Below are 20,700 nucleotides of genomic sequence, written 5' to 3' on the forward strand. Positions count from 1 at the left end.
AGTGTGCCTCAACGCTCGACGGGTGCTGCGGGCCTAACCCGCGGCAACAGGTTCGTCGCGCGTGCACGGAAGACCGCCGCGGGAGCGACTTTACGACGTAGTCGTCGGCGCCGGCGGTGAGGGCGGCAAATAACGTCGGATTCTGCCGGGCGGTTCGTCATGAACAGTACGAGTACCGGTGGCGGGCAGATTTCGCGAATCCGGCGCAGCACTGCATCGCCGCGGATGCCGGACATCGGAAAGGCTTTGTTTTCGGGGCCGGGCGGTACGGCCGGTATCGCCGCACGGTCGCGATCGCACGCATGCTGCGTGACTGTTTCGTCCCGCCTGCCGGACCAGCAGCCTGCGTGCACTCCACCGCAATCCGTGCGGTCACCCTGAGCGCACTGAAAAAAGCATGCCATCTGGCACCAGCTCAGTGCGCCGCAAGTAAAATGCAAGTCGTCAGCCGACGATAAAGGCTATTTCGAAATCCCGCAAAGGAGGGACGATGAAGGCAAAATCCGCCAATCTCGCCGAGAGTAGGAAAAAGGTCGTGACGCGAAAACGTGCTAAGCCCGCACCAAAGGCCAGCGTGCAACGTCTGCCGCGCGCTGAGCGCCAGGCGCGCGTGCTCGCCAAGGCTGCCGAGTATTTTTCCGAATATGGCTTGACGGTGCAAACGCGCGCGATCGCCGATGCGTGCGGTATCTCGCAGCGGCTCCTTTACCGGCTCTTTCCCAGCAAGGCCGCGCTTCTGGAGGAGGTGTACCAGCGCGAAATCGCAGGTGGCTTCAAGGCGGTCTGGTTCGTGCAACTCAAAGACCGCTCGCGGTCGCTCCAGGAGCGGCTCAACGCGTTCTACTGCGACTACTACGACTCCGTGCTGACGCGTCGCTGGCTGCGCCTCTTCCTGTATGCGTCGCTGGCAGAGTACCGCATGGCGCCCAACTATACCGATTCGGTTGTTGCACATTCACTGGAAATCATCATGGAAGAGGTGGCGCACACAACCGGCTTGCCATTGCCAGCCGATGCTCACCGGACTGCCGAGATCGGCTGGCAGTTGCACGGTGCCGTGTCTCACCTCGCGATCCGGCGTCACATCTATTTCAACGAAAATCCGACGCCCCCTCATGAAGTGATCGCCATGCATGTACAAGCTTTTCTCAATAGCGTTCCACTACTGCTGCAAGCCGCCGTGCTTGCATGACCCTATTGACCTGAGGCGATGCAATGGGGTCCCCGCCCTCCGGCTGCTGCTCATACTGCGCCTGTCATACCAGCGCGGCGCGGTAACCCCCAACGTCACGCGTTGCAGTGCTGCCAAGCCGGGTTTGCCATCTTGAAAGTCTTCATCTGAAGACATATTCGTCGCAACGCCCTTGTCTGTCGCAGGGCGTATTTCAATATAAACCATTGATTTGCAACATAAAAATATAAATTTTTGGTGAGAAAGGCGCTCGTGTCGAGCAAGGAAGCATGCGTGCGGCTTTTTTGTCGTCACTTGACGACAAAGAAATGGCTACATATTTTTCCTCCTGTCGCAGCGGTATCCCGAGTTCGTTTCCAGATTTCCCGCCCGTTCGGGCGCAACCAGGAGCGAGTAAATGAGTCTTGCCCACCAATTTCGTCCCGGTCGCCGCAGGTTCATGCAGTGGTCGGCGTCCGCTGGTCTCGCGGCGTCGGGGATATTCGGCTCTTTGCCGCAAGCGCTGGCAGCCGACGCCGTCAATCTGTACACATGGTCGGCGGGCGTGGACACGGTCAAGCGGTTGCTGGGTGCATTCCAGAAAGAGTCCGGCTTGAGCGTCAATTACAACAATCTGCCGTTCGCGCAATACCGTGAGGCGATGGTCACGAAATTTGTCGGGCAGGCGCCTGTCGACGTGCTCTGGGTATCCGACGGCTGGTTGCCGGAGTGGGCGGATGCCGGTTGGCTTGCGCCGATAGACGGTTTCCCGCAGTTGACGAAGTACAACGCCGATGTCGCAGACTTCTGCACTGAGTCGACACGCTACAAGGGCCGGCAATACGGCATGACGTATTACACGGACTACATGGGGTTCTTCTACGACGCACAGAAACTTGCGAAGGCGGGCATTGCGGCGCCGCCCGCGAGCTGGGACGAACTCGTGCAGCAGTCGCTGAAGATCAAGCGGGCTGGTCTGTCCGACTATCCGCTGATGGTGTCGATGGCGCGCGAGAGCTGGCTAATCGAATTCATGTCGGCGCTGGTGTTTTCCAACGGCGGCCGTTTCGTCGATGACCATGGCCATGCGGTACTCGACGATCCCGCACGTGGCGCGGTATCGACGCTGCAATGGCTTACTGACGCAGTCAACAAGCACAAGATCGTCTCACCCGCTTGCGTCGAGCTTGGCGAGCTGAACGGGTTGAAGGCGGTGGCGGCGGGTAATCACGCATTCGCGTTGCTGCCGCGCTATCGGATCGAAGCGCTCAACGATCCACGGCAGTCGAAAGTGGCCGGGCAGATCAGACAGGCGTTGATGCCCGCGGGTCCGAAGGGCTCGCATGCGACGGTGGCGTGGATGCGCATGCATGCGATGGGCGCGGCGGCGGCGAAGGACAAGACGCGCGCGGCCAACGCCGTGCGCCTGATCGAGGCTTTCGGCGGCAAGCTCGACGGCCAGTACGCCTTTCAGAAGGCGATGTTCCTTGATACCGGAACGGCCTTCGGCGTGAAATCGCTGTTTGCCGATCCGCAGATCCGGACCGCTTATGAGAAGTATGGCGACTTCGCGATGTTCCAGCGGCAGCAGGAGCTAGCGCGCAAGAAAGACGTGATTTCTCGCTGGTTCGGCCAGTGGGACGAGACCAACAGCGCCGCGTGGCAAGCCGCGATTCTCGGCCGGTCATCAGTCGCCGACGCGCTCAGGCAATCTGCGCAAACCTGGAACACGCTCGCGAAGCAGGCGTGACGATCCGATGAACGCACAAAGTTATGCCGATCGCTGGATGGCGCGGCGCACGGTAAGCGGCTCCGATCAGCGCAGCGCGATGCTGTTGCTCGCGCCGATGATGACGGTGCTGATGGCGGTGGCGGTTTTTCCGGTGCTGTATTCGCTGTGGATCAGCCTCTATGACGTCAGGCTAACGCGTCCAAACCACGTGCCGTTCGTTGGGCTCGGCAACTATCTTCACACGTTCGCCGACCCGATGTTCTGGAGTTCGGTTGTCCGCACCACAAGCTTCACGGTGATGTCAGTTGTCGCGATCATGGTGATTGCGACGCTGATGGCGCTGCTGCTGAATCAGGATTTCCGCGGGCGGCGCATCTTGTCCACGGCGCTGCTGATTCCGTGGGCGATTCCCTACGTCGTCGACGGTCTGATGTGGAAATGGATCTATGACTCGGGTTACGGCGCGCTCAACGGCATGCTGGTCCAGCTTCATTTCATCGACCGCTACATGGTTTGGCTCGGCGATACGCACAAGACGCTGCCGCTCATCGCCAATGCGTTCGTGTGGAAGGAGGTGCCGCTCGCGACGATCCTGCTGCTTGTCACGCTCAAGTCGGTTCCGGCAGATCTGCATGCGGCGGCCCGCGTCGACGGCGCGAATCTGTGGAAGCGCTTGTTGCACGTGACGCTGCCAGCTATGCGTCCGGGCTTCATGCTCGTGATGATTTACGAGGCGATGATGGCCGTGCGCCACTTCGATCTGTTCTTCATTCTCACCGAAGGCGGCCCGGCGAACGCATCGAACGTGCTGGCGTGGCAGATCTACGTTGAAACATTCCGCAACCTGTCGTTCGGCACGGGCGCGGCAATGGCTTACCTGCTTGCGCTCGCGACCTTCGCGATGTCGTACGCGATCATTCGCCTGCTTGGCAGGAGGCTCTAGCTCATGTCGTATGCTCCCTTCGTGAAACGTGCGATGTTGTTTGCCGGCTCCGTAGTGTTTCTCATCTATGTGCTGGCGCCCATTGTGTGGCTGCTGTCTTCTTCGCTACAGCACGAGTCCGATATCACGTCGATCCCGCCACACTGGATTCCGCAGCCACCGACGCTGTCGAGTTTCAAGGCGATCTTCACGGCCGCAGACGGCGCGGCTTCCCCCGGCGCTGGCACGGATTTCGTGCCTTCGACCGCACAGTATCTGCTGCCCGCGATGCGTAACAGTTTCGTCGTGGCGTTGTCGGTGGTGCTGCTCAATCTGCTCGTGAGCGTTCCGGCCGCGTATGCCATGGCGAAGATCCGCTATATCGGCCGCGATATGTCGGTCTATTTCATGCTGGCAACGCGGGTGATTCCCGACATCGCGCTCGTCGTACCGTTCTTTCTGTTCATTCGCAAGCTCGGTCTGCTTGACAGCGTCGGCGCGCTGATCATCACGTACCTTGCGATCACGGTTCCGTTCAGCGTGTTCATGCTGCTCAGCTATTTCGAAGGCTTGCCCGACGAACTCGACCGGGCGGCGCGTGTGGACGGCTGTTCGCGGTTCCAGTCGCTCGTGCGCGTGTATCTGCCGCTCGCCGTGCCGTCGCTCGTCGCGGTCATCCTGTTTACCTTCCTGACCAGCTGGAACGAATTCCTGTTCGCGCTGATGTTCACCCAGACGCCCGCGTCGCAGACGGTCCCGATCATCGTCGCGTCGTTTACGTCCGACTTCACTACCAGCTTTTCATTCATCAATGCCGCCGGCGTCGTCGCGATCATTCCGCCAGTGATCATCGCGGTGGTGTTCGAGCGCTACATCGTGTCGGGCCTCACGGCCGGCGCGGTCAAAGGCTAGGGAACCACTCATGGCTCAAATCCGCTTTGCAGACGTCGCGAAACGTTATTCGAACGGACACGTGGCGCTGCACAACCTCAACCTGCAGATCGAGGACAAGGAGTTTCTCGTACTGCTCGGCCCATCCGGCTGCGGCAAATCGACCACGCTGAACATGATCGCAGGGCTCGAGGACGTCACCGAGGGCACGCTGTCGTTTGACGGCACCGCAGTCAACGCGCTGCCGGCACACAAGCGCGATGTCGCGATGGTGTTCCAGAGCTATGCGCTCTATCCGCACAAGACGGTGTACGAGAACATCGCCTTCGGGTTGCGCATGCGTCGCCATCCCACCGGCGATATCGACGAGCGCGTGCGTGGCGCGGCTCGCATGCTCGAGATCGATCATCTGCTTGACCGGCGCCCCGGCCAGTTGTCCGGCGGCCAGCGCCAGCGTGTCGCACTCGGGCGCGCGATGGTGCGGCAACCCGCCGTGTTCCTGATGGACGAGCCATTGTCGAACCTCGATGCCGCTCTGCGCATTTCGATGCGGGCGAGCATCAAGTCGCTGCATCAGTCAATGCAAACCACCTTCGTCTACGTGACCCATGACCAGGCCGAAGCGCTGACGCTCGCCGACCGCATTGTTGTGATGAGCAACGGCATCGTGCAGCAGGTCGGCACACCGGACGATATTTATGAGCGGCCCGCCAATACGTTCGTTGCTAATTTTCTCGGCAGTCCACCCATCAATTTTCTCGACGGCCTGCTTGAAGCCGATGACGGAGGGCTGCGCTTTTCGCGTGGCGGCGTTTCGTTGGCGCTCGCGCCGACCACCGCGCAACGGCTTACGTCCTGCGCTGGCCGCGAGGTGATACTGGGGATACGCGCGGAGGATATCGACGAGGATGCGCCCGTCGCCGGGTGCTCGGTGCAAGGCGCTATCACGTCGGTACTGCCGGTCGGCTCCGATCAGTTCCTTGGCATCGAATGCGAGGGGCGTCCGATGTTCTTCCGGGTGGGCAAGGAGCGCTCATATCGCATCGGCGAGACTGTGCTGCTGCCAGTGAACCGGCAGCGGCTGCATTTGTTCGACCGCGTGTCGGGCATGAACCTGCTGAAGGAGTTTGCTTGAAACCCGCTGCCTTTGCTTACCACCGGCCGCGTTCACTTGACGAGGCGCTGGCACTGCTCGCCGAGCATGGCGACGACGCCAAGATCATCGCGGGCGGACAGAGTCTCGTTCCGATGATGAACATGCGTTTCGCACAGCCCGCGCATCTGATCGACGTCAACGCACTCGGTGAACTGCGCGGCATACAGGTATCGGGCGGGACGCTGCGCATCGGCGCACTGGCGCGCCACCACGACGTTGCAGCGAGTGAAACGGTGCGCGCCAACTGTCCGCTGCTCGCCGAAGCCGCGGCGACGATCGGCCACTACGCGATTCGCCAGCGCGGCACACTGGGCGGCAGCCTTGTCAACGCCGACCCGGCCGCACAACTGCCGCTGATCGCCGTGACGCTCGATGCTGTGGTCGAGATCGCCGGCCCTCTTGGCGTACGTGAAATTCCGGCGCGAGAGTTCATCGTCGCCGTGATGACGACCGATCTTGCTCCCGATGAAATCGTGACGGCCTTGCGTTTTCCCGTGCAAATGCATCAGGAAGGGGGCGGCTATGGCCATGGTTTCAACCTCTTCACGCGGCGCCATGGAGATTTCGCCATCGTCGCTTGCGCGGCAGCCCTTACGCTTAAGGGCGATGTGGTTCAGCACCTCACGGTGGGCGCTGGAGGCGTTGGCGATACCCCGCTCGCGCTGGCCGATTTGAGCGCGTCGTTCGTCGGGCGGCGCGCGGATGTCGCGTTGTCCAGCGAGTTCGCGCGCGCCGCGGCCGCCGCAGTCGAACCCGACGATACGCCAGAGATCAGTGCGCGTTTTCGTCGTGAACTGGTGGCGACGCTCGCCCAACGCTCTCTCACACAGGCGCTTGAACGCGCCGGAACGTTCGCCTGAAACATGGAAAAAGAGACCTTTACTCTGATTGTCAATAATGTCCGTTACGAGGTGTGTAGCGAGCCGCGCAAGCTGCTCTCAGATGTGTTGCGCGAGGACTGCCGCCTGACGGGAACGCACGTAGGTTGCGAACACGGCGTATGCGGCGCATGCACCGTGCTGATCGATGGCACGCCCGCGCGCTCGTGTCTGACCTTCGCGGTGCAGGCCGACGAGGCGCGCATCACGACCGTCGAAGCGATTGCACTGGACGGACGTCTGTCGCCGCTGCAGCGCGCATTGCACGAATGCCACGGCTTGCAATGCGGATTCTGTACGCCCGGCATCGTGACGACCTTCGAAGCGTGGTTACGCGAGCATCCCGCGCCGACTGAAGCCGAAGTGCGAGCCGCGCTGTCCGGCAACCTGTGCCGCTGCACCGGCTACCAGCAGATCGTCCGGGCGATCCTGCAAGCTGCCGCCGAAATGCGCGGGGAGGCGCGGCATGCCAAAAACTGATTTCCGCTATCTGAACAAGCCGCAGCCGCGCACCGAAGACTACCGCCTGCTCACCGGGCATGGCCGTTACCTCGACGACATCGAGATTCCAGGGGCGCTGCATGTGTGCTTTGTGCGCTCGCCGCATGCGCATGCGAAGATCCGCTCGATCGACACGAGCGGCGCGCTCGATATGCCAGGCGTGGTGTGCGTCGTCACAGGCAGCGAATTGAGTCAATTGAGCGCGCCGCTTGTGATCGCGCCGCCGATCGAAGGATTGTTGCCGGTCGAGGTCGCGTCGATGCCGACGGACGTCGTGCGCTTCCAGGGAGATCCCGTCGCCTGCGTCGTGGCGGCCGACCGCTATCTCGCGGAAGATGCCGCCGAGTTCGTGATCGTGGACTACGAGCCGCTCGCGCCGGTCACCGACATGTGGCAGGCGCTTGAGCCGGGCGCGCCGCAAGTCGACCCGCAAGTGCCTGGCAACCTCGTGTCGCATCAGACGTATGTCGCGGGCATGCCGGCGCAGCGCGTGAGCGAGGCGTTCCGCGTGGTCGAGGCAAGCTTTTCGCAGCAGCGCCAGACTCATGTGCCGATCGAGACGCGCGGCTGTGCGGCGGTGTGGGACGTGGGCCGCAGCCATCTCACGTTTCATGCGGGCACCCAGGTGCCTCACCCGTTACGCACGCATTTGGCTGGCCGGCTCAACCTCAGCGAATCGCAAGTTACCGTCATTTCACCGGACGTTGGCGGCTCATTCGGACAGAAGATCGCGCTGTACCGCGAGGAACTGGCTGTCGCCGCGCTGGCGCGTCATCTGAACCGTCCGGTGCGCTGGCGGGAGGACCGGTTGGAAAACCTGACGGCGGCAGCGAATTCGCGCGAGGACTTTTGCCGCACGCGTGCCGCGGTGGACGCGCAAGGCGGACTGCTCGCGCTCGAACTCGAACTGCGCGAAGACTTCGGCGCCTATTGCTTCTTTCCGGCCAACTATCTGGCGCGTGTGGTTGCGATGGTGCTACCGGGACCGTACCGCCTGCAGGACTACGCGTTCGACGTGAAAATCGTGCTCACCCACAAATGCGGCAATGCGCCGATGCGCGCGCCGATGTCGATCACAAGCTGGGTCATGGAAGGGACGATGGATGCGATCGCACGCGAACTGCAACTCGATCCCGTCGAAGTGCGCCGCCGCAATTTGCTGCGTCCCGATGAGCTGCCTTATACAACGGCCACGCGCGAGGTGCTTGACGACATCACACCGACCGCGACGTTCGAAGGCGTTCTCGAAGCCATCGACTACGACGCATTTCGCGAGCGCCAGCGTGCGGCGCGTGAGACGGGCCGTTATCTGGGTATGGGTCTATGCAACGTCGTGGAGCCGACCACCTACGGTTCGCGTTTTTACAAGGCAGCAGGCATTACGGGTTCTGGCCACGAGGCGGCCTGGGTGCGCGTCGAGCCGAGCGGTGTCGTGAACGCATCGGTCGGACTCGGGCCGACCGGCCAGGGCTATGAATCCGCAATGGCGAACGCGGTAGCCGAAGGGCTTGGCGTGGCACCCACGCAGGTGCGCATCCATCTGGGTCACACCGATATTGCGCCGTATGGCATGGGCAGCCGCGGCGCGCGCAGCGGCACGGCGGGCGGCGGCGCGATGTACCTTTGCGCGCAGGATGCACGCCGCAAAGTGCTGGAGATTGCCGCCCACTGGCTCGATATCGAGGATGCCACAGAGTTGCAGCTCGTCGACGCCCGTGTCGAGCGGCGCAATGGCGGCGCGTGGGTCGATACGGGTCTGACGCTCGCGCAGATCGCGCGGCGAGCGTATCTCGATCCGACCGCGCTGCCGGCAGGACATGCACCCGGTCTGGAGTTTCACCGGACCTACGATCCACCGGCCATGACGTATTCGAACGCGGCGCATGCGTGTGAGGTGGAGCTCGACGCGGCCACTGGCGCAGTGAAGATTCTGCGCTATGTGATCGCGGAAGACTGCGGCACGTTGCTCAATCCCACGGTCGTCGAAGGGCAGCAGCACGGTGCGATCGCGATGGGGCTGTCGGGCGCGCTCTTCGAGGGCGTCCGTTATGACGATGCGGGGCAAAACCTGACCGGTTCACTCGCTGAGTACCTGATCGCAACTTCGGCGGAACTGCCGAACATTGAAATCATCCCGATGCACACGCCGAGCCGGTCGACCGCTGCGGGCATCAAGGGGATGGCAGAAGGTGGCGTGATGGGCGCGCTCGGCGCCCTGACTAATGCGGTCAACGACGCACTCAGGCCGTTCAATGCGGTAGCAGAGAGCCATCCCCTTAGCCCGATGCTGCTGTGCGACTTGATACGCGGTATGTCATAACAATGGAATTTTCGTCATGAACGCTTCCACAGTCCAGCCGGCCATCGGTTTCATCGGGCTCGGCATCATGGGTGCGGCAATGGCGCGCCGTATCGCGGCCGCCGGTTATGCGCTGCACGTCTACAATCGCTCGTTCGACAAGGCGCGGCCGCTCGTCGAGGCCGGCGCGAAATGGCATGCCACTCCCGCGGCACTGGCGCAGGCGTGCGATATCGTGATTACGATGGTCGGCACCCCGGCCGACGTACGCACCATTTACTTCGACGCCGGTGGCCTGATCACCCATGCGCGCAATGGGTCGATATTGATCGACATGACGACGTCGAGCCCAGAGCTTGCCGAAGAGATTGCCCGGGAAGCCGCAATGCGCGGACTCCGTGCGCTCGATGCACCGGTGTCGGGCGGCGATCTCGGCGCGCGCGAGGGGCGTCTGTCGATCATGGTCGGCGGCGACGGCGACACGGTCGCGCAAGTCGAACCGCTGTTGCGCTGCATGGGCACGCAGGTGGTCCGGCAAGGCGGACCAGGAGCGGGGCAGCACGCGAAGCTATGCAACCAGATCGTGATTGCATCGACCATGATTGGTGTGTGCGAAGGGCTTGCCTATGCGGCTAGTGCCGGGCTCGATCCACAGACCGTGCTTGCGTCCATCGGCGGCGGCGCGGCAGGCGGCTTCCTGTTGAACAACCTCGGCCCGAAGATCGTTAAAAGCGACTTTGCGCCGGGCTTTTTCATCGAGCACTTCGTTAAGGACATGAGCATCGCGCGCGGCGAGGCTGAACGGCTTGGCCGCACGCTTCCGGGGCTCGAGCTCGCCTACCGCTTGTATAGCGATCTCGCCAGCGCCGGGCATGCGCGCGAGGGCACTCAAGCGCTCGCGCGACACTATGAGGACTGAAGAATGGCGATGAATTTTGCACAGACGTGTGTACTGCCTGCATCGCCGGACGAGGTATGGGTTGCATTGAACGACCCCGCCGTACTGCAAGCCTGTTTGCCCGGCTGTAAGTCGCTCGAAATGAGCGACCCACAACATTTCGAGTCAACGATTCAGGTCAAAGTCGGACCGGTTTCCGCTACGTTCAGAAGCGGCGTCGTGTTGTCGGATCTCGACCCACCGCACGGCTATACGATTGCGGGGGAGGGCAGTGCGGGAACTGCCGGCTTTGCGCGCATTACCGCTCGCGTGTCGCTTGCGTCACATGAACAGGGGACGCAACTCGCCTATGATGCGGACGTCGAGATCGGGGGCAAATTGATGAGCGTGGGCGCTCGGCTGATCCAGTCCGCTGCGCGCAAGAATCTCGACCAGTTTTTCACGTCGCTGACGAATCATTTCACCGCATTACGGTTCGCGAATGGTGACACGAGTCATGTGCCCAACACGGCAGAGACCAACGACGGTGACGGCTCGCCGCAGGGGGACGACCACGCTTCGTCGTGCCAGCGGATCGAGGGGCGTTTGGAAACACGATCTGTGGTTCGAGACGGCGCGTCGGCCGGAACCACGCAAGCTGTCCAAGCTTCGGGAGAACCGACGAACCGTCAATGGTTGACGGTCGTGTTCTCCGGGCTCGCTGGCCTCGTCATCGGCTTTCTAATTGGACATTGGGTATAAACGGCGCGAGACAATGGGCCTTCGTTGATACCGACGATGTTTTTCCTGCAATACCGTTAGTTCTTTCAGTCTGTCTGTTACCAATCGAGGATATCGATGAACAAACATTTAGTATTGCTAATATCAATGCTGAGCATGTCGGTAGCGGCGAGGGCACAGAGCAGCGTCACGCTCTATGGCGTGGCCGATGACGGCATCACCTATACGAACAATCAAAAAGGCGCGTCCAACGTGCAGATGTTCAGCGGCGGGCTTGGCGGCAGCAAATTCGGTCTGCTGGGCAAGGAGGATCTGGGGGGCGGGATGTCCGCGATTTTCCAACTCGAAAGCGGCTATGACGTGAACAGTGGCAAGCTTGGCTATAACCAGCGGCTCTGGGGGCGTCAGTCTTATGTCGGGTTGTCGAGCTCATATGGTTCGCTCCGGCTTGGGCGTCAATATGACTTCATGGTGACGAACCTGCAGCCGCTATCGTCGGACTTCTCGTTCGGCGGCTCGTTATCCTCACATGCGGGCGATGTCGATGGCATCTGGGGCAGTTATCCGATCAGTAACGCGGTCAAATATTTGAGCCCGACCTTTCGAGGTTTGAATGTTGGTGGCCTGTACAGCTTCGGCGGGGTTCCCGGTTCGACCGCAAAGGCTCGCGCGTACGGCTTCGGCGCGAATTATGCGATGGGGGGGCTGAAGCTTGGACTGGCGTACCTGAACGTCAACAATCCGGCTACCGCACTGTACGACGCCAGTACCGGCCCCGTGGCCGGCAAGCCATTCACCAACCCGGTGACGAACCCGATCTACAGCGGCTACGCATCAGCGCGCAACGTGCAGATATTCGGTCTCGGCGGTGACTATGTGCTGGGGGCCACGACGTTCGGCGCCGTGTACACGTACACCCATTTCACGGACGCAGTCGCGACGCCTGGCTCGCCATTCCAGGGATCGGCCAGCCTCAATACGGCCGAGGGTTATGTCAGCTACCGCTTCACGCCGTTTGTGATGGGTGGGCTCGTCTACGAGTATACGAAGACGCCGAGCGCGCACTACAACGAACTCGCACTCGGCTCGCAATACTTCTTTTCGAAGCGGACGTTCGTGTATCTGATCGCTGCATGGCAGCGCGCGAGCGGGATCGATTCGACCGGCCATGCCGCAGTCGCAGACCTGACTTATCTGACGGCATCGTCGACATCGAATCAGGCGGCGGTGCGCGTGGGCATCCGGCACAGCTTCTGAACCCATGGGGCAGCGAAGCTGCGAGTGAGCTGTCCCTCCATCAACGCTTTCTTCTTTAGCGGGACGAGCATGATTGTCGAAATGCGTACTTATCAAGTGAAGGCCGGCACGGCAGCTGAATTTCTCAAGATATACGAGGAACGCGGACTGAGCACCATTACTCGTTATGCGCGCCTCCTTGCGTGCTGGACCAAAGAGTCGGGCGTACTCAATTCGGTCGTTTTCTGCTGGGCGTACAACGACTTCGCACATCGGTCGGTGCAACGCGCCGAACTCGGCGCCGATCCACAATGGCAGGCGTTCGTGCCAGAAATCCTCCCGTATCTCGTGCATCAGGAATCCGTTTTCCTGAATCCAGTCGCGTTCTCTCCAATGAAGTAGCGCGTGGATGCTGGGATACCGGCCCTCACGCCCGGCATTATTTTCTTCTTACTGCTGCTCAACCCAATCGAACTGCAATGGATAGCGATCTGATCGACCTGATGACGAAATGGCGCCGCGAGTTGCATGCGCACCCGGAAACCGCTTTCGAAGAGACGGCAACCGCCTGTCTCGTGGCAGGCATACTGCGCGGCCACGGCTTCGAGGTGCACGAAGGTGTGGGGCGGACCGGTGTGGTTGGTACCCTTACGCGCGGCGCTGGGCCGGCGCTTGGTTTGCGTGCCGACATGGACGCATTGCCGGTCTCCGAGACGAACGACTTCGCGCATCGATCCATGCATGAAGGCAAGATGCACGCGTGCGGCCACGATGGCCATACCGCCATGCTGCTTGGCGCCGCAGCCGCATTGAGCCGAGATGCCGGTTGGCGTGGTACGGTCCACGTCATCTTTCAACCAGCCGAGGAGATGGCGGGCGGGGGGCGCGTCATGATCGAGGACGGGATTTTCGAGCGCTTTGCGTGCGATGCCGTGTTCGGTCTGCACAACTGGCCCGGCTTGCCTCTTGGTGAATTTGCGATCAACCGCGGCTCGATGATGGCGTCGCTCGATACGTTCGAGATCGTTGTCAGCGGCAAGGGTTGCCATGCTGCCATGCCGGAGGAGGGGAGCGACGTGCTGTTGTGCGCCAGCCAGATCGTCGTAGCGTTGCAGAGTATCGTGAGCCGTCGGATTGCGCCGCATGAGGCCGGCGTCGTCAGCGTGACGCAGATTCACGGCGGGGAAGCGTGGAATGTCCTGCCCGAGCGTGCCGTGATTCGCGGCACTGTGCGCTGTTTTTCGGGTGCTGTGCAGCAGAGGATTCGAGATTCAATAGACGAGATATCGGAAGGCATCGCAGGCGCGTTGGGTGTGAAGGCCGCGCTGGACTATCGCTACGCGTATCCGGCCACGATCAACCATCCCGTTCAAACGGATTGCGCGATTGCCGCTGCGGAAGCCACCGTCGGGGCGTGCGTACGGCGCGAGGTTGCGCCCTCAATGGCGTCGGAGGATTTCGCCTTCATGCTGCAATCGAAGCCGGGGGCATACATCTGGATGGGTGTCGATGGTGAAGCTCCGGCCGTCCCGCTACACAATCCACGTTACGACTTCAATGATGCGGCGTTGCCCATTGGAGCAACATACTGGGTGAATGTCGTGAAGGCGTTCGGCATGCGTCATAACGTCAGTGACGGACTAGCATGCTAACGCAGCACTCCGCTGCTAAAAACTCTGCGTTTCATGCGTCTTGACGATGTCGGTTGCCACCGTCTCGATCTGTTGGTGCTTGAGCACAGCCTTGCGAGCGCAGCGATTGATACGTATCTTTCTCTGACGTGCCGCGCGAGTCTGCGAGTCCATCACGATCCGCGTGGCCCACTGGATCGCCTGAATTTTCGGTCGCTTCTGCTCGAACCGCTCGCAGCCCACCTCAATTCAGACGAAATGAAAATCCATAGAGATCGTAGGCGGCGTGTCGGGTTCGTCGAGGTCGATCTGACTGTCCAGTTGCGCCAACCTGTTGACCCAACGGGAGCTTCCGAGCCACTGAAATCCCCGCTCAAGATAGCTTTGTACGAGGTGTTGAAAGTGTGTGCGAGCGAGGCTGTCACGGTCGACTTCAGATAAGTCCGGAAAGCAGAATCTCAGATTGGCCAAAGCGATCTGCTTACGGCGGCCCGATATCTCATACGCCGATGCACCCAGGCCGCTACCGACCCTCGCGATCAGCGCATAAGGAAAGATGGGCAAGAGCCGCAGGAGGATGACCAGCATGTGGCGCACGTGTAATTTCGTAGTCGCTGCCATATCGTTTCGTATGAGTTGTCCCAAATTAACAGTGCTGCACGGTACTGATTCGCCAAGCTCAACGACGAGCTTGCTGCCCGCGAACCTGTCCGCATTTTTGTGGGCGAGGCGGTTGAACAACGCGTTATCCACGCGCCTGCATAAATCGCTCGCCGAACAGGATAGCAAACTGGTTCATCGCCGATTTCCAGTCGAAGGCAGTCCGCACGGTCTTAGCCAGTACGTTGCGCAGCGCCAGCCAGAGCAGCTTGATGGCCGCCTCGTCATTCGGGAAGTGACCACGGGTCTTGATGATCTTGCGCAACTGCATGTTCAAACTTTCTATAGCGTTCGTGGTGTACACGACCCGTCTAATCTCCGGCGGCAACACGTAGAACGGCACGACGTGCTCCCACGCGCGTTGCCACGACTGCACGATCGTCGGGTACTTCGCGCCCCACGGTCCGTCGGCGAAGTCTTGCAGCGCTTGCCTTGCCGCCTCTTCGCTGGCAGCCGCGTAGATCGGGCGCAGCGCTGCGGCGAGCACCTTACGGTCCTTGTAGCTGGCGTATTCGAGGCTGTTGCGGATCAGATGCACGATGCAGGTCTGGACAGTCGTCTTGGGATAGGCCGCGCCGATCGCCTCGGTCAGGCCCTTCAGGCCGTCGACCACGGCGATCAGGATGTCCTGGCAGCCGCGCGTCTTGAGTTCGTTGAACACCTTCAGCCAGAACTTGGCCCCCCTCGGTCTGCTCGATCCAGAGGCCCAGCACGTCGCGCTGGCCGTCGGCCTGGATTCCCAAGGCCAGATAGACGGCCTTGTTGCTGACCACGCCGTCGTCGCGGATCTTGACCCGCAGCGCATCGAAGAACACGATCGGATACATCGCATCGAGTGGGCGGTTCTGCCAGCTCAGCGCCTCGGCCATTACCTCGTCGGTGACCGAACTGATGAAGTCGGGCGACACTTCGGTGCCGTAGCTCTCGGCCAGAAACCCTTGAATCTCGCGCACGCTCATGCCGCGCGCGTACATCGCGATGATGCGTTCGTCGAAGCCGGTGAAACGACGCTCGTGCTTGGGAATCAGGATCGGCTCGAAGCTGCCGTCACGGTCACGGGGGACTTCGACACGAACCGGGCCGCGATCCGTGATGACCGTCTTGCCGCTGGCGCCGTTGCGCTCGTTGGCCTGACCGGGCGGCTTGGGCTGGCCCGGCGGGTAGCCCAGATGCAGATTCATCTCGGCGCCCATCGCGCGTTCGATGACCGCCTTGTTGAACGCCAGCATCAGGTCCTGCACCTCGGCCGGCGTCATCGGCCCTTTAACCAGTTGGTCCAGCAGTTCCATAGGCAGTTCAGGCAGCGGCCCGCAGGCCGCTGCCTGGGATGCGACCGTTCTCCGTTTCTTCTTCATCGGCATATCCATGATTTTTACCTCTCATGATATGCCCCGCCCACAAAATGACGGATAGGTCCCTACGGCGGAGCGCCCGACCTTCTCCAATCGAGCGAACTGTACATTGCTGACCAAGCTGCTCGCGATCCCCGTACTCGACCGAATGGTCGATCGCATGATCATGTCGCTCAATCTCGCATCCAGTACGCGACTTCACCAGCCAGCGCTCGGGGCGAATCTCGCAACTCGGTTCCGATCCTGGGATCGTCGCGCGGTCATCCGCCGCTCAATCGCCCCGATCTGCTCATCCAGTAGCCGCAGGCCGTTCCATTGTTCGCGCAGGGTGTCGATCAGGGCAGTTGGCAAGCGCTCAGAAATTCGCGCCAGCACCTCGGGCATTCCTTTGTCGAACGCTGCTCGGCCGGTGCCCATTACTTCGCCGTATTCGGTCAGTAATCCGCCCAGGCAGTTGATCTGCATGGTCCGGGACTTCACCAATTGCTCGCGCACTCTGTGCAGCGCCAACATCGCCTGTTGCATCTCGGTCTTCACCGCAACGGCCTTGCTCGGCTGTTGCACTGCCCGCCAGATCGCCAGAGCATCCGCCGCATCCTTCTTGTTGCGGATATTGAACGCCTTTACGTATTCGCCAGGCATCGACTTCACCTGATGGCCCATCCGTACAAATTGCCTCGCCCAGTGGTGTGCACCGCCGCACGCTTCCATACCGATTAGACACGGCGCGCGGTTCGCGAAGTATTCGAGGAGCTTCGCTCGTTTGATCGGCTTGTTTAGGACTTCTCCGGTCTCCTCATCGACGTGGTGGACTTGAAAGACGTTCTTTGCAATGTCGATCCCAACTGGCGTGAGCTTCATGGCGGACTCTCCGGTTTGCCTGGGTAGATCTACATCATCTTCCTTCTTGGGCGCCTTGATGCCGTCGGCCCGTACGGGTCCGCCTTTGCTAGGGGCATGAACAAGGTAAGCGCGAATTCCTATCATAAGCCTTGTAGTTATGAAAGCGGCCCCGGTTATTACGACGTGACGCAGTAACGCCGGATTTTTCTTGCGCTAATCTGAGCGGCCCTCTGCGATCCGGACGATCCGCAATGGCTACCCTCAAACGCACGGCGTACCCGCGCTTTCCCGAGGTTCTGTCGCCCCGGGAATTACAAGCCTGCTACACCCCACTGCCCGACGAGCTCGAATGGGCGCGCCGGTCGACACGCGGCGAGCGACCTCGACTGGGCCTGCTGGCGCTGTTGAAGGTTTTTCAGCAACTACACTATTTCCCGCCGGTCGACACCATTCCGGCCACCGTCGTCGAGCACATTCGGGCAGCCGCGGATATCGGCGACACCGTACAATTCGTCTACGACACAGAGACCTCCCCAACGCTGTTCCGGCATTACGCGGCTGTTCGCGCCTACCTAGACGTGAAGCCGTATTACGGCACGGACGCGAACGCGATTGCGACTCGGGCAGCGCACACGGCGTCGCTGACAATGGACCAGCCGGTCGACATCATCAACGCGACGATCGACGAGCTGATCGCGCGCGATATCGAACTGCCGGCGTTCTCGACGCTCGATCGGCTCACCGAGCAGATCCATGCCCGGGCGCAGTCGAGACTCTTCAAACGCGTCACGCGACGCCTGACCGATGAACAGAAACGCGCGCTCGACCGGTTGCTCGCGCGTGATCTGTCGAGCCGGCAAACTGCCTACAACCGGATCAAGCGTCATGCGAAACGCCCATCGCGCCAGCATCTGGACCTGCTGATCAACCAGGTCGCCTGGCTCGACGAGCTCGGCGATTTCTCACTGGCCATCGCCGGGATTCCAGCATCAAAGCTGCGCTCGCTCGCCAATCAGGCGATGGCGCTTGACGCGTCGGCGCTCAGGAACGACTCTCTGCCCGAGAAGCGCTATACGTTGATCGTTGCGCTGCTCAACCGCATGCGCGTGCGCGCCCGCGACGATCTCGCCGACATGTTCGTACGGCGCATGGGCGCCATCCACAAGCGCGCGAGCGACGAACTGGACGCCATTCAGCGAAAACAGCGTGATCAGGTCGAGGATCTCGTCGGCTTGCTGGACGGCGTGGCCGACATTCTCGCCGATGAATCCGACGAGACGGCCATCGCCCGAGCGGTCAGGAAGCTGCTTGCACCGAAAGGCGATCTCGAGCCGTTGCGCGAGAGCTGTGCGGCGATCCGCGCCTTCAGCGGCCGCAACTATCTGCCGCTGCTCTGGAAGCACTTCAAGGCGCACCGCTCGGTCATGATGCGTGTCGTCCGTACGCTCGAATGGGATTCGACCAGCCCGGTTCGCTCGCTGCTCAATGCACTTGATGTGGTGCTGGAGAACGAATCGTTGCATCGGGAGTGGATCGATGCGGATGTCGACATGAGCTTTGCCGCGCCGCGGTGGCGCAGGCTCGTGCGGCGCTCGCACGGCGAGGGGTCTCCGACCAATCGCCGGTATCTCGAGCTTTGTGTGTTCTCGTACATGGCCGAGGAACTACGGGTCGGTGATCTATGCGTGTCGGGCTCCGACGCGTACGCGGACTATCGCGATCACCTGTTGCCGTGGCGGCATTGCGAGCAGCAGTTGCCGGACTACTGCGACAAGCTCGGCATGCCCACGACCAGCAGTGACTTCGTGCGCCACCTGCGTCAATGGCTCACGGACGCTTCCCACAAGCTTGACGCTGAATTGCCGCGCAAGCGCGAGCACGTCGTGATCGACCGTCATGGCGAGCCGATCCTGCGCAAGACTGTCGCCAAAGAGATCCCCGCGAGCGCAATCGCCTTGCAGGAGCGGCTGAACGCCCGCCTGCCAACGCGGAATATGCTGGACATCCTCGCGAACATCGAGCACTGGACTCATTTTACGCGGCACTTCGGGCCGTTGTCCGGGAGCGATCCGCAGATTCGCAAGGCCGCCGAGCGCTACCTGCTCACGATTTTCGCGATGGGCTGCAATCTCGGCCCGACCCAGGCGGCTCGCCATCTTGATTCCGATGTCACCGCGCACATGCTGTCGTTCGTCAACCGTCGGCATATGAGCCTGGACAGGCTTGAAACCGCACAACGCGAGCTGATCGAACTGTACCTGCGGCTGGACCTGCCAAAACACTGGGGCGATGGCAAGACGGTCGCGGCCGACGGCACGCAGTACGACTTCTACGACAACAACCTGCTCGCCGGCTATCACTTCCGCTACCAGAAAATGGGCGCGGTCGCGTACCGGCACGTTGCCGACAATTACATCGCGGTATTCCAGCACTTCATTCCGCCGGGCGTCTGGGAAGCGATCTATGTGATCGAGGGCCTGCTGAAAACGGGCCTGTCAGTCAAGGCGGACACCGTCCATGCGGACACGCAGGGCCAGTCGGCCGCCGTGTTCGCGTTCACGTACCTGCTTGGCATCAACCTGATGCCGCGGATTCGCAACTGGAAAGATCTCGTGCTGTACCGGCCGGACGGCAAGACCAAATACAAGCACATCGACAAGCTGTTCACGGCGACCATCGACTGGACGCTGATCGAGCAGCACTGGCAGGAGCTGATGCAGGTCGCGCTGTCGATTCAGGCAGGCACGATTTCGTCACCGCTGCTGCTGCGCCGGCTGGGTTCCGAAAGCCGCAAGAATCGCCTGTACCTGGCCGCCCGCGAGCTCGGCAACGTCGTTCGCACCGTGTTCCTGCTCGAGTGGATCGGCAGCCTCGAATTGCGGCAGGAGGTCACCGCGAACACGAACAAGATCGAGTCATACAATGGCTTCTCGAAGTGGCTGTCGTTCGGCGGGGACGTGATCGCCGAGAACGAGCCCGAGGAGCAGCAAAAGCGCCTACGCTACAACGACCTGGTCGCATCGGCCGTGATCTTGCAGAACACGGTGGACATGATGCAGGCGCTTCGCGAGATGGTGGCAAACGGCGAGAAAGTGCGCGCCGAAGACATCGAGTTTCTGAGCCCCTATCCGACCCACAACATCCGCCGCTTCGGCCACTACAAACTGCATCTCGATCGCCGGCCGGAAGCCTGGATCAGGGACCCGCTGTTTGGTCTGGCTGCCCGCACCTACGCATCCCGTTCATGACTGCACGCCCAGCCACCACTACGACCTGTTTCGGCGATGTCGACACCGCCGCACTCGAGCGGCTCGAATCGAGTTACGACACAACGCGCCTGCTGGCCGCCGTCGATATCGTCGATCGCATTCGCGTTCAACTTCATGATCCCGAGGGGCTACGCGACGATCTCCTGGAGATCCACAGCATGGCGCATTCGGTGCTGAATGGAGCACCATCAGTGCCGTCGCGACGCGAAGGCCCCTTGCCCGAGCGGGTGCTGGACGCGCTCGATCTGATTGACCAATTTGTCATGGAACTCACCCAGGTGAGAGCGATCCTCGAGCCTCTCGAAACGCTACATCCGGACGACGGTTTTGGCGAGGGTTGAACGGCGCCCGCCCACTGATCGAGACCATGGGGTAGCCAGTCCCGGCCGGTGTTATGCGACTGCAGACGGCCCATCTCCAGCCGCTCGCCCGCGCGCTTAGACGGGTACTCAAACGCCGGCTCCTCTCAGATAGCGGCCCTTCGCCTCCGACGCGATGCGCATGAAGAGCGACACCCGCGTTGTGGCAAGGAAGGATCGTC

The 20,700-nt window shown here is 61.4% G+C and carries 16 protein-coding genes and 2 pseudogenes; 15 read left to right on the forward strand and 3 right to left on the reverse strand.

Features of this window, described 5'->3' with window-relative positions; genetic code table 11:
• Positions 1-490 precede the first annotated feature (490 nt).
• From HWW87_RS16645 to HWW87_RS16705, 13 genes are all read left to right on the forward strand, one after another.
• Positions 491-1,192, forward strand: a complete 702-nt coding sequence (locus tag HWW87_RS16645) for a TetR/AcrR family transcriptional regulator (RefSeq protein WP_175821212.1) — start codon at positions 491-493, stop codon at positions 1,190-1,192.
• Between the two features lie 397 nt (positions 1,193-1,589).
• A complete protein-coding gene (locus tag HWW87_RS16650; RefSeq protein ID WP_175821213.1) occupies positions 1,590-2,921 on the forward strand; it encodes an extracellular solute-binding protein in 1,332 nt (443 codons plus the stop codon).
• 7 nt (positions 2,922-2,928) lie between these two features.
• Positions 2,929-3,846: a sugar ABC transporter permease gene (locus HWW87_RS16655; RefSeq protein ID WP_175821214.1), complete on the forward strand. Its 918-nt coding sequence runs from the start codon at positions 2,929-2,931 to the stop codon at positions 3,844-3,846.
• 54 nt (positions 3,847-3,900) lie between these two features.
• On the forward strand, positions 3,901-4,737 hold the full coding sequence (locus HWW87_RS16660; RefSeq protein WP_244107262.1) for a carbohydrate ABC transporter permease: 837 nt from the start codon (positions 3,901-3,903) through the stop codon (positions 4,735-4,737).
• 10 nt (positions 4,738-4,747) lie between these two features.
• A complete protein-coding gene (locus tag HWW87_RS16665) occupies positions 4,748-5,851 on the forward strand; it encodes an ABC transporter ATP-binding protein (RefSeq protein ID WP_175821215.1) in 1,104 nt (367 codons plus the stop codon).
• A complete protein-coding gene (locus HWW87_RS16670; RefSeq protein WP_175821216.1) occupies positions 5,848-6,732 on the forward strand; it encodes a xanthine dehydrogenase family protein subunit M in 885 nt (294 codons plus the stop codon). Before HWW87_RS16665 ends, HWW87_RS16670 begins: the two co-directional genes overlap by 4 nt.
• Positions 6,733-6,735: 3 nt before the next feature.
• Positions 6,736-7,230: a (2Fe-2S)-binding protein gene (locus tag HWW87_RS16675; protein WP_175821217.1), complete on the forward strand. Its 495-nt coding sequence runs from the start codon at positions 6,736-6,738 to the stop codon at positions 7,228-7,230.
• On the forward strand, positions 7,217-9,571 hold the full coding sequence (locus HWW87_RS16680) for a xanthine dehydrogenase family protein molybdopterin-binding subunit (protein WP_175821218.1): 2,355 nt from the start codon (positions 7,217-7,219) through the stop codon (positions 9,569-9,571). The genes HWW87_RS16675 and HWW87_RS16680 overlap by 14 nt, the downstream gene beginning before the upstream one ends.
• A gap of 16 nt (positions 9,572-9,587) precedes the next feature.
• Positions 9,588-10,469, forward strand: coding sequence for an NAD(P)-dependent oxidoreductase (locus HWW87_RS16685; RefSeq protein WP_175821219.1), 882 nt, complete (start codon positions 9,588-9,590; stop codon positions 10,467-10,469).
• A 3-nt stretch (positions 10,470-10,472) separates the two neighbouring features.
• Positions 10,473-11,189 (forward strand): carbon monoxide dehydrogenase subunit G, encoded by a 717-nt coding sequence (locus HWW87_RS16690; RefSeq protein ID WP_244107264.1) that lies wholly within the window; start codon positions 10,473-10,475, stop codon positions 11,187-11,189.
• Between the two features lie 96 nt (positions 11,190-11,285).
• Positions 11,286-12,425, forward strand: coding sequence for a porin (locus HWW87_RS16695; RefSeq protein WP_244107266.1), 1,140 nt, complete (start codon positions 11,286-11,288; stop codon positions 12,423-12,425).
• Between the two features lie 24 nt (positions 12,426-12,449).
• On the forward strand, positions 12,450-12,806 hold the full coding sequence (locus HWW87_RS16700) for an NIPSNAP family protein (RefSeq protein WP_244107269.1): 357 nt from the start codon (positions 12,450-12,452) through the stop codon (positions 12,804-12,806).
• A gap of 77 nt (positions 12,807-12,883) precedes the next feature.
• Positions 12,884-14,056 (forward strand): M20 aminoacylase family protein, encoded by a 1,173-nt coding sequence (locus HWW87_RS16705; RefSeq protein ID WP_175821220.1) that lies wholly within the window; start codon positions 12,884-12,886, stop codon positions 14,054-14,056.
• 228 nt (positions 14,057-14,284) lie between these two features.
• On the opposite strand, the gene HWW87_RS16710 is transcribed toward HWW87_RS16705, so the two are convergent.
• The 3 genes and pseudogenes from HWW87_RS16710 to HWW87_RS16720 all read right to left on the reverse strand — a co-directional run.
• Entirely contained in the window at positions 14,285-14,776 is a 492-nt protein-coding gene (locus HWW87_RS16710) for a hypothetical protein (RefSeq protein ID WP_244107270.1), read from the reverse strand.
• A 4-nt stretch (positions 14,777-14,780) separates the two neighbouring features.
• Positions 14,781-16,050, reverse strand: a pseudogene (locus HWW87_RS16715) (IS256 family transposase).
• A gap of 234 nt (positions 16,051-16,284) precedes the next feature.
• A pseudogene (locus HWW87_RS16720) lies at positions 16,285-16,908 on the reverse strand (IS110 family transposase); the annotation flags it as partial.
• Between the two features lie 233 nt (positions 16,909-17,141).
• Here HWW87_RS16720 and HWW87_RS16725 point away from each other — a divergent pair.
• Both HWW87_RS16725 and tnpC read left to right on the forward strand, forming a co-directional pair.
• On the forward strand, positions 17,142-20,138 hold the full coding sequence (locus HWW87_RS16725; protein ID WP_175821221.1) for a Tn3 family transposase: 2,997 nt from the start codon (positions 17,142-17,144) through the stop codon (positions 20,136-20,138).
• On the forward strand, positions 20,135-20,500 hold the full coding sequence (gene tnpC / locus HWW87_RS16730) for a Tn3 family transposase post-transcriptional regulator TnpC (RefSeq protein ID WP_175821222.1): 366 nt from the start codon (positions 20,135-20,137) through the stop codon (positions 20,498-20,500). The genes HWW87_RS16725 and tnpC overlap by 4 nt, the downstream gene beginning before the upstream one ends.
• The last annotated feature ends 200 nt before the right edge of the window (positions 20,501-20,700 follow it).

The organism is Burkholderia sp. BCC0419 (genome assembly GCF_902830285.1).
In the GTDB taxonomy this organism is placed as follows: domain Bacteria; phylum Pseudomonadota; class Gammaproteobacteria; order Burkholderiales; family Burkholderiaceae; genus Burkholderia.

Bases quoted from the DNA above. Each gene is read 5' to 3' on its own strand.
- HWW87_RS16655 (WP_175821214.1), top strand. From the start codon at position 2,929: ATGAACGCACAAAGTTATGCCGATCGCTGGATGGCGCGGCGCACGGTA.
- HWW87_RS16685 (WP_175821219.1), top strand. From the start codon at position 9,588: ATGAACGCTTCCACAGTCCAGCCGGCCATCGGTTTCATCGGGCTCGGC.
- HWW87_RS16690 (WP_244107264.1), top strand. From the start codon at position 10,473: ATGGCGATGAATTTTGCACAGACGTGTGTACTGCCTGCATCGCCGGAC.
- HWW87_RS16705 (WP_175821220.1), top strand. From the start codon at position 12,884: ATGGATAGCGATCTGATCGACCTGATGACGAAATGGCGCCGCGAGTTG.
- HWW87_RS16650 (WP_175821213.1), top strand. From the start codon at position 1,590: ATGAGTCTTGCCCACCAATTTCGTCCCGGTCGCCGCAGGTTCATGCAG.
- HWW87_RS16675 (WP_175821217.1), top strand. From the start codon at position 6,736: ATGGAAAAAGAGACCTTTACTCTGATTGTCAATAATGTCCGTTACGAG.
- HWW87_RS16645 (WP_175821212.1), top strand. From the start codon at position 491: ATGAAGGCAAAATCCGCCAATCTCGCCGAGAGTAGGAAAAAGGTCGTG.
- tnpC (WP_175821222.1), top strand. From the start codon at position 20,135: ATGACTGCACGCCCAGCCACCACTACGACCTGTTTCGGCGATGTCGAC.
- HWW87_RS16725 (WP_175821221.1), top strand. From the start codon at position 17,142: ATGGCTACCCTCAAACGCACGGCGTACCCGCGCTTTCCCGAGGTTCTG.
- HWW87_RS16665 (WP_175821215.1), top strand. From the start codon at position 4,748: ATGGCTCAAATCCGCTTTGCAGACGTCGCGAAACGTTATTCGAACGGA.
- HWW87_RS16695 (WP_244107266.1), top strand. From the start codon at position 11,286: ATGAACAAACATTTAGTATTGCTAATATCAATGCTGAGCATGTCGGTA.
- HWW87_RS16680 (WP_175821218.1), top strand. From the start codon at position 7,217: ATGCCAAAAACTGATTTCCGCTATCTGAACAAGCCGCAGCCGCGCACC.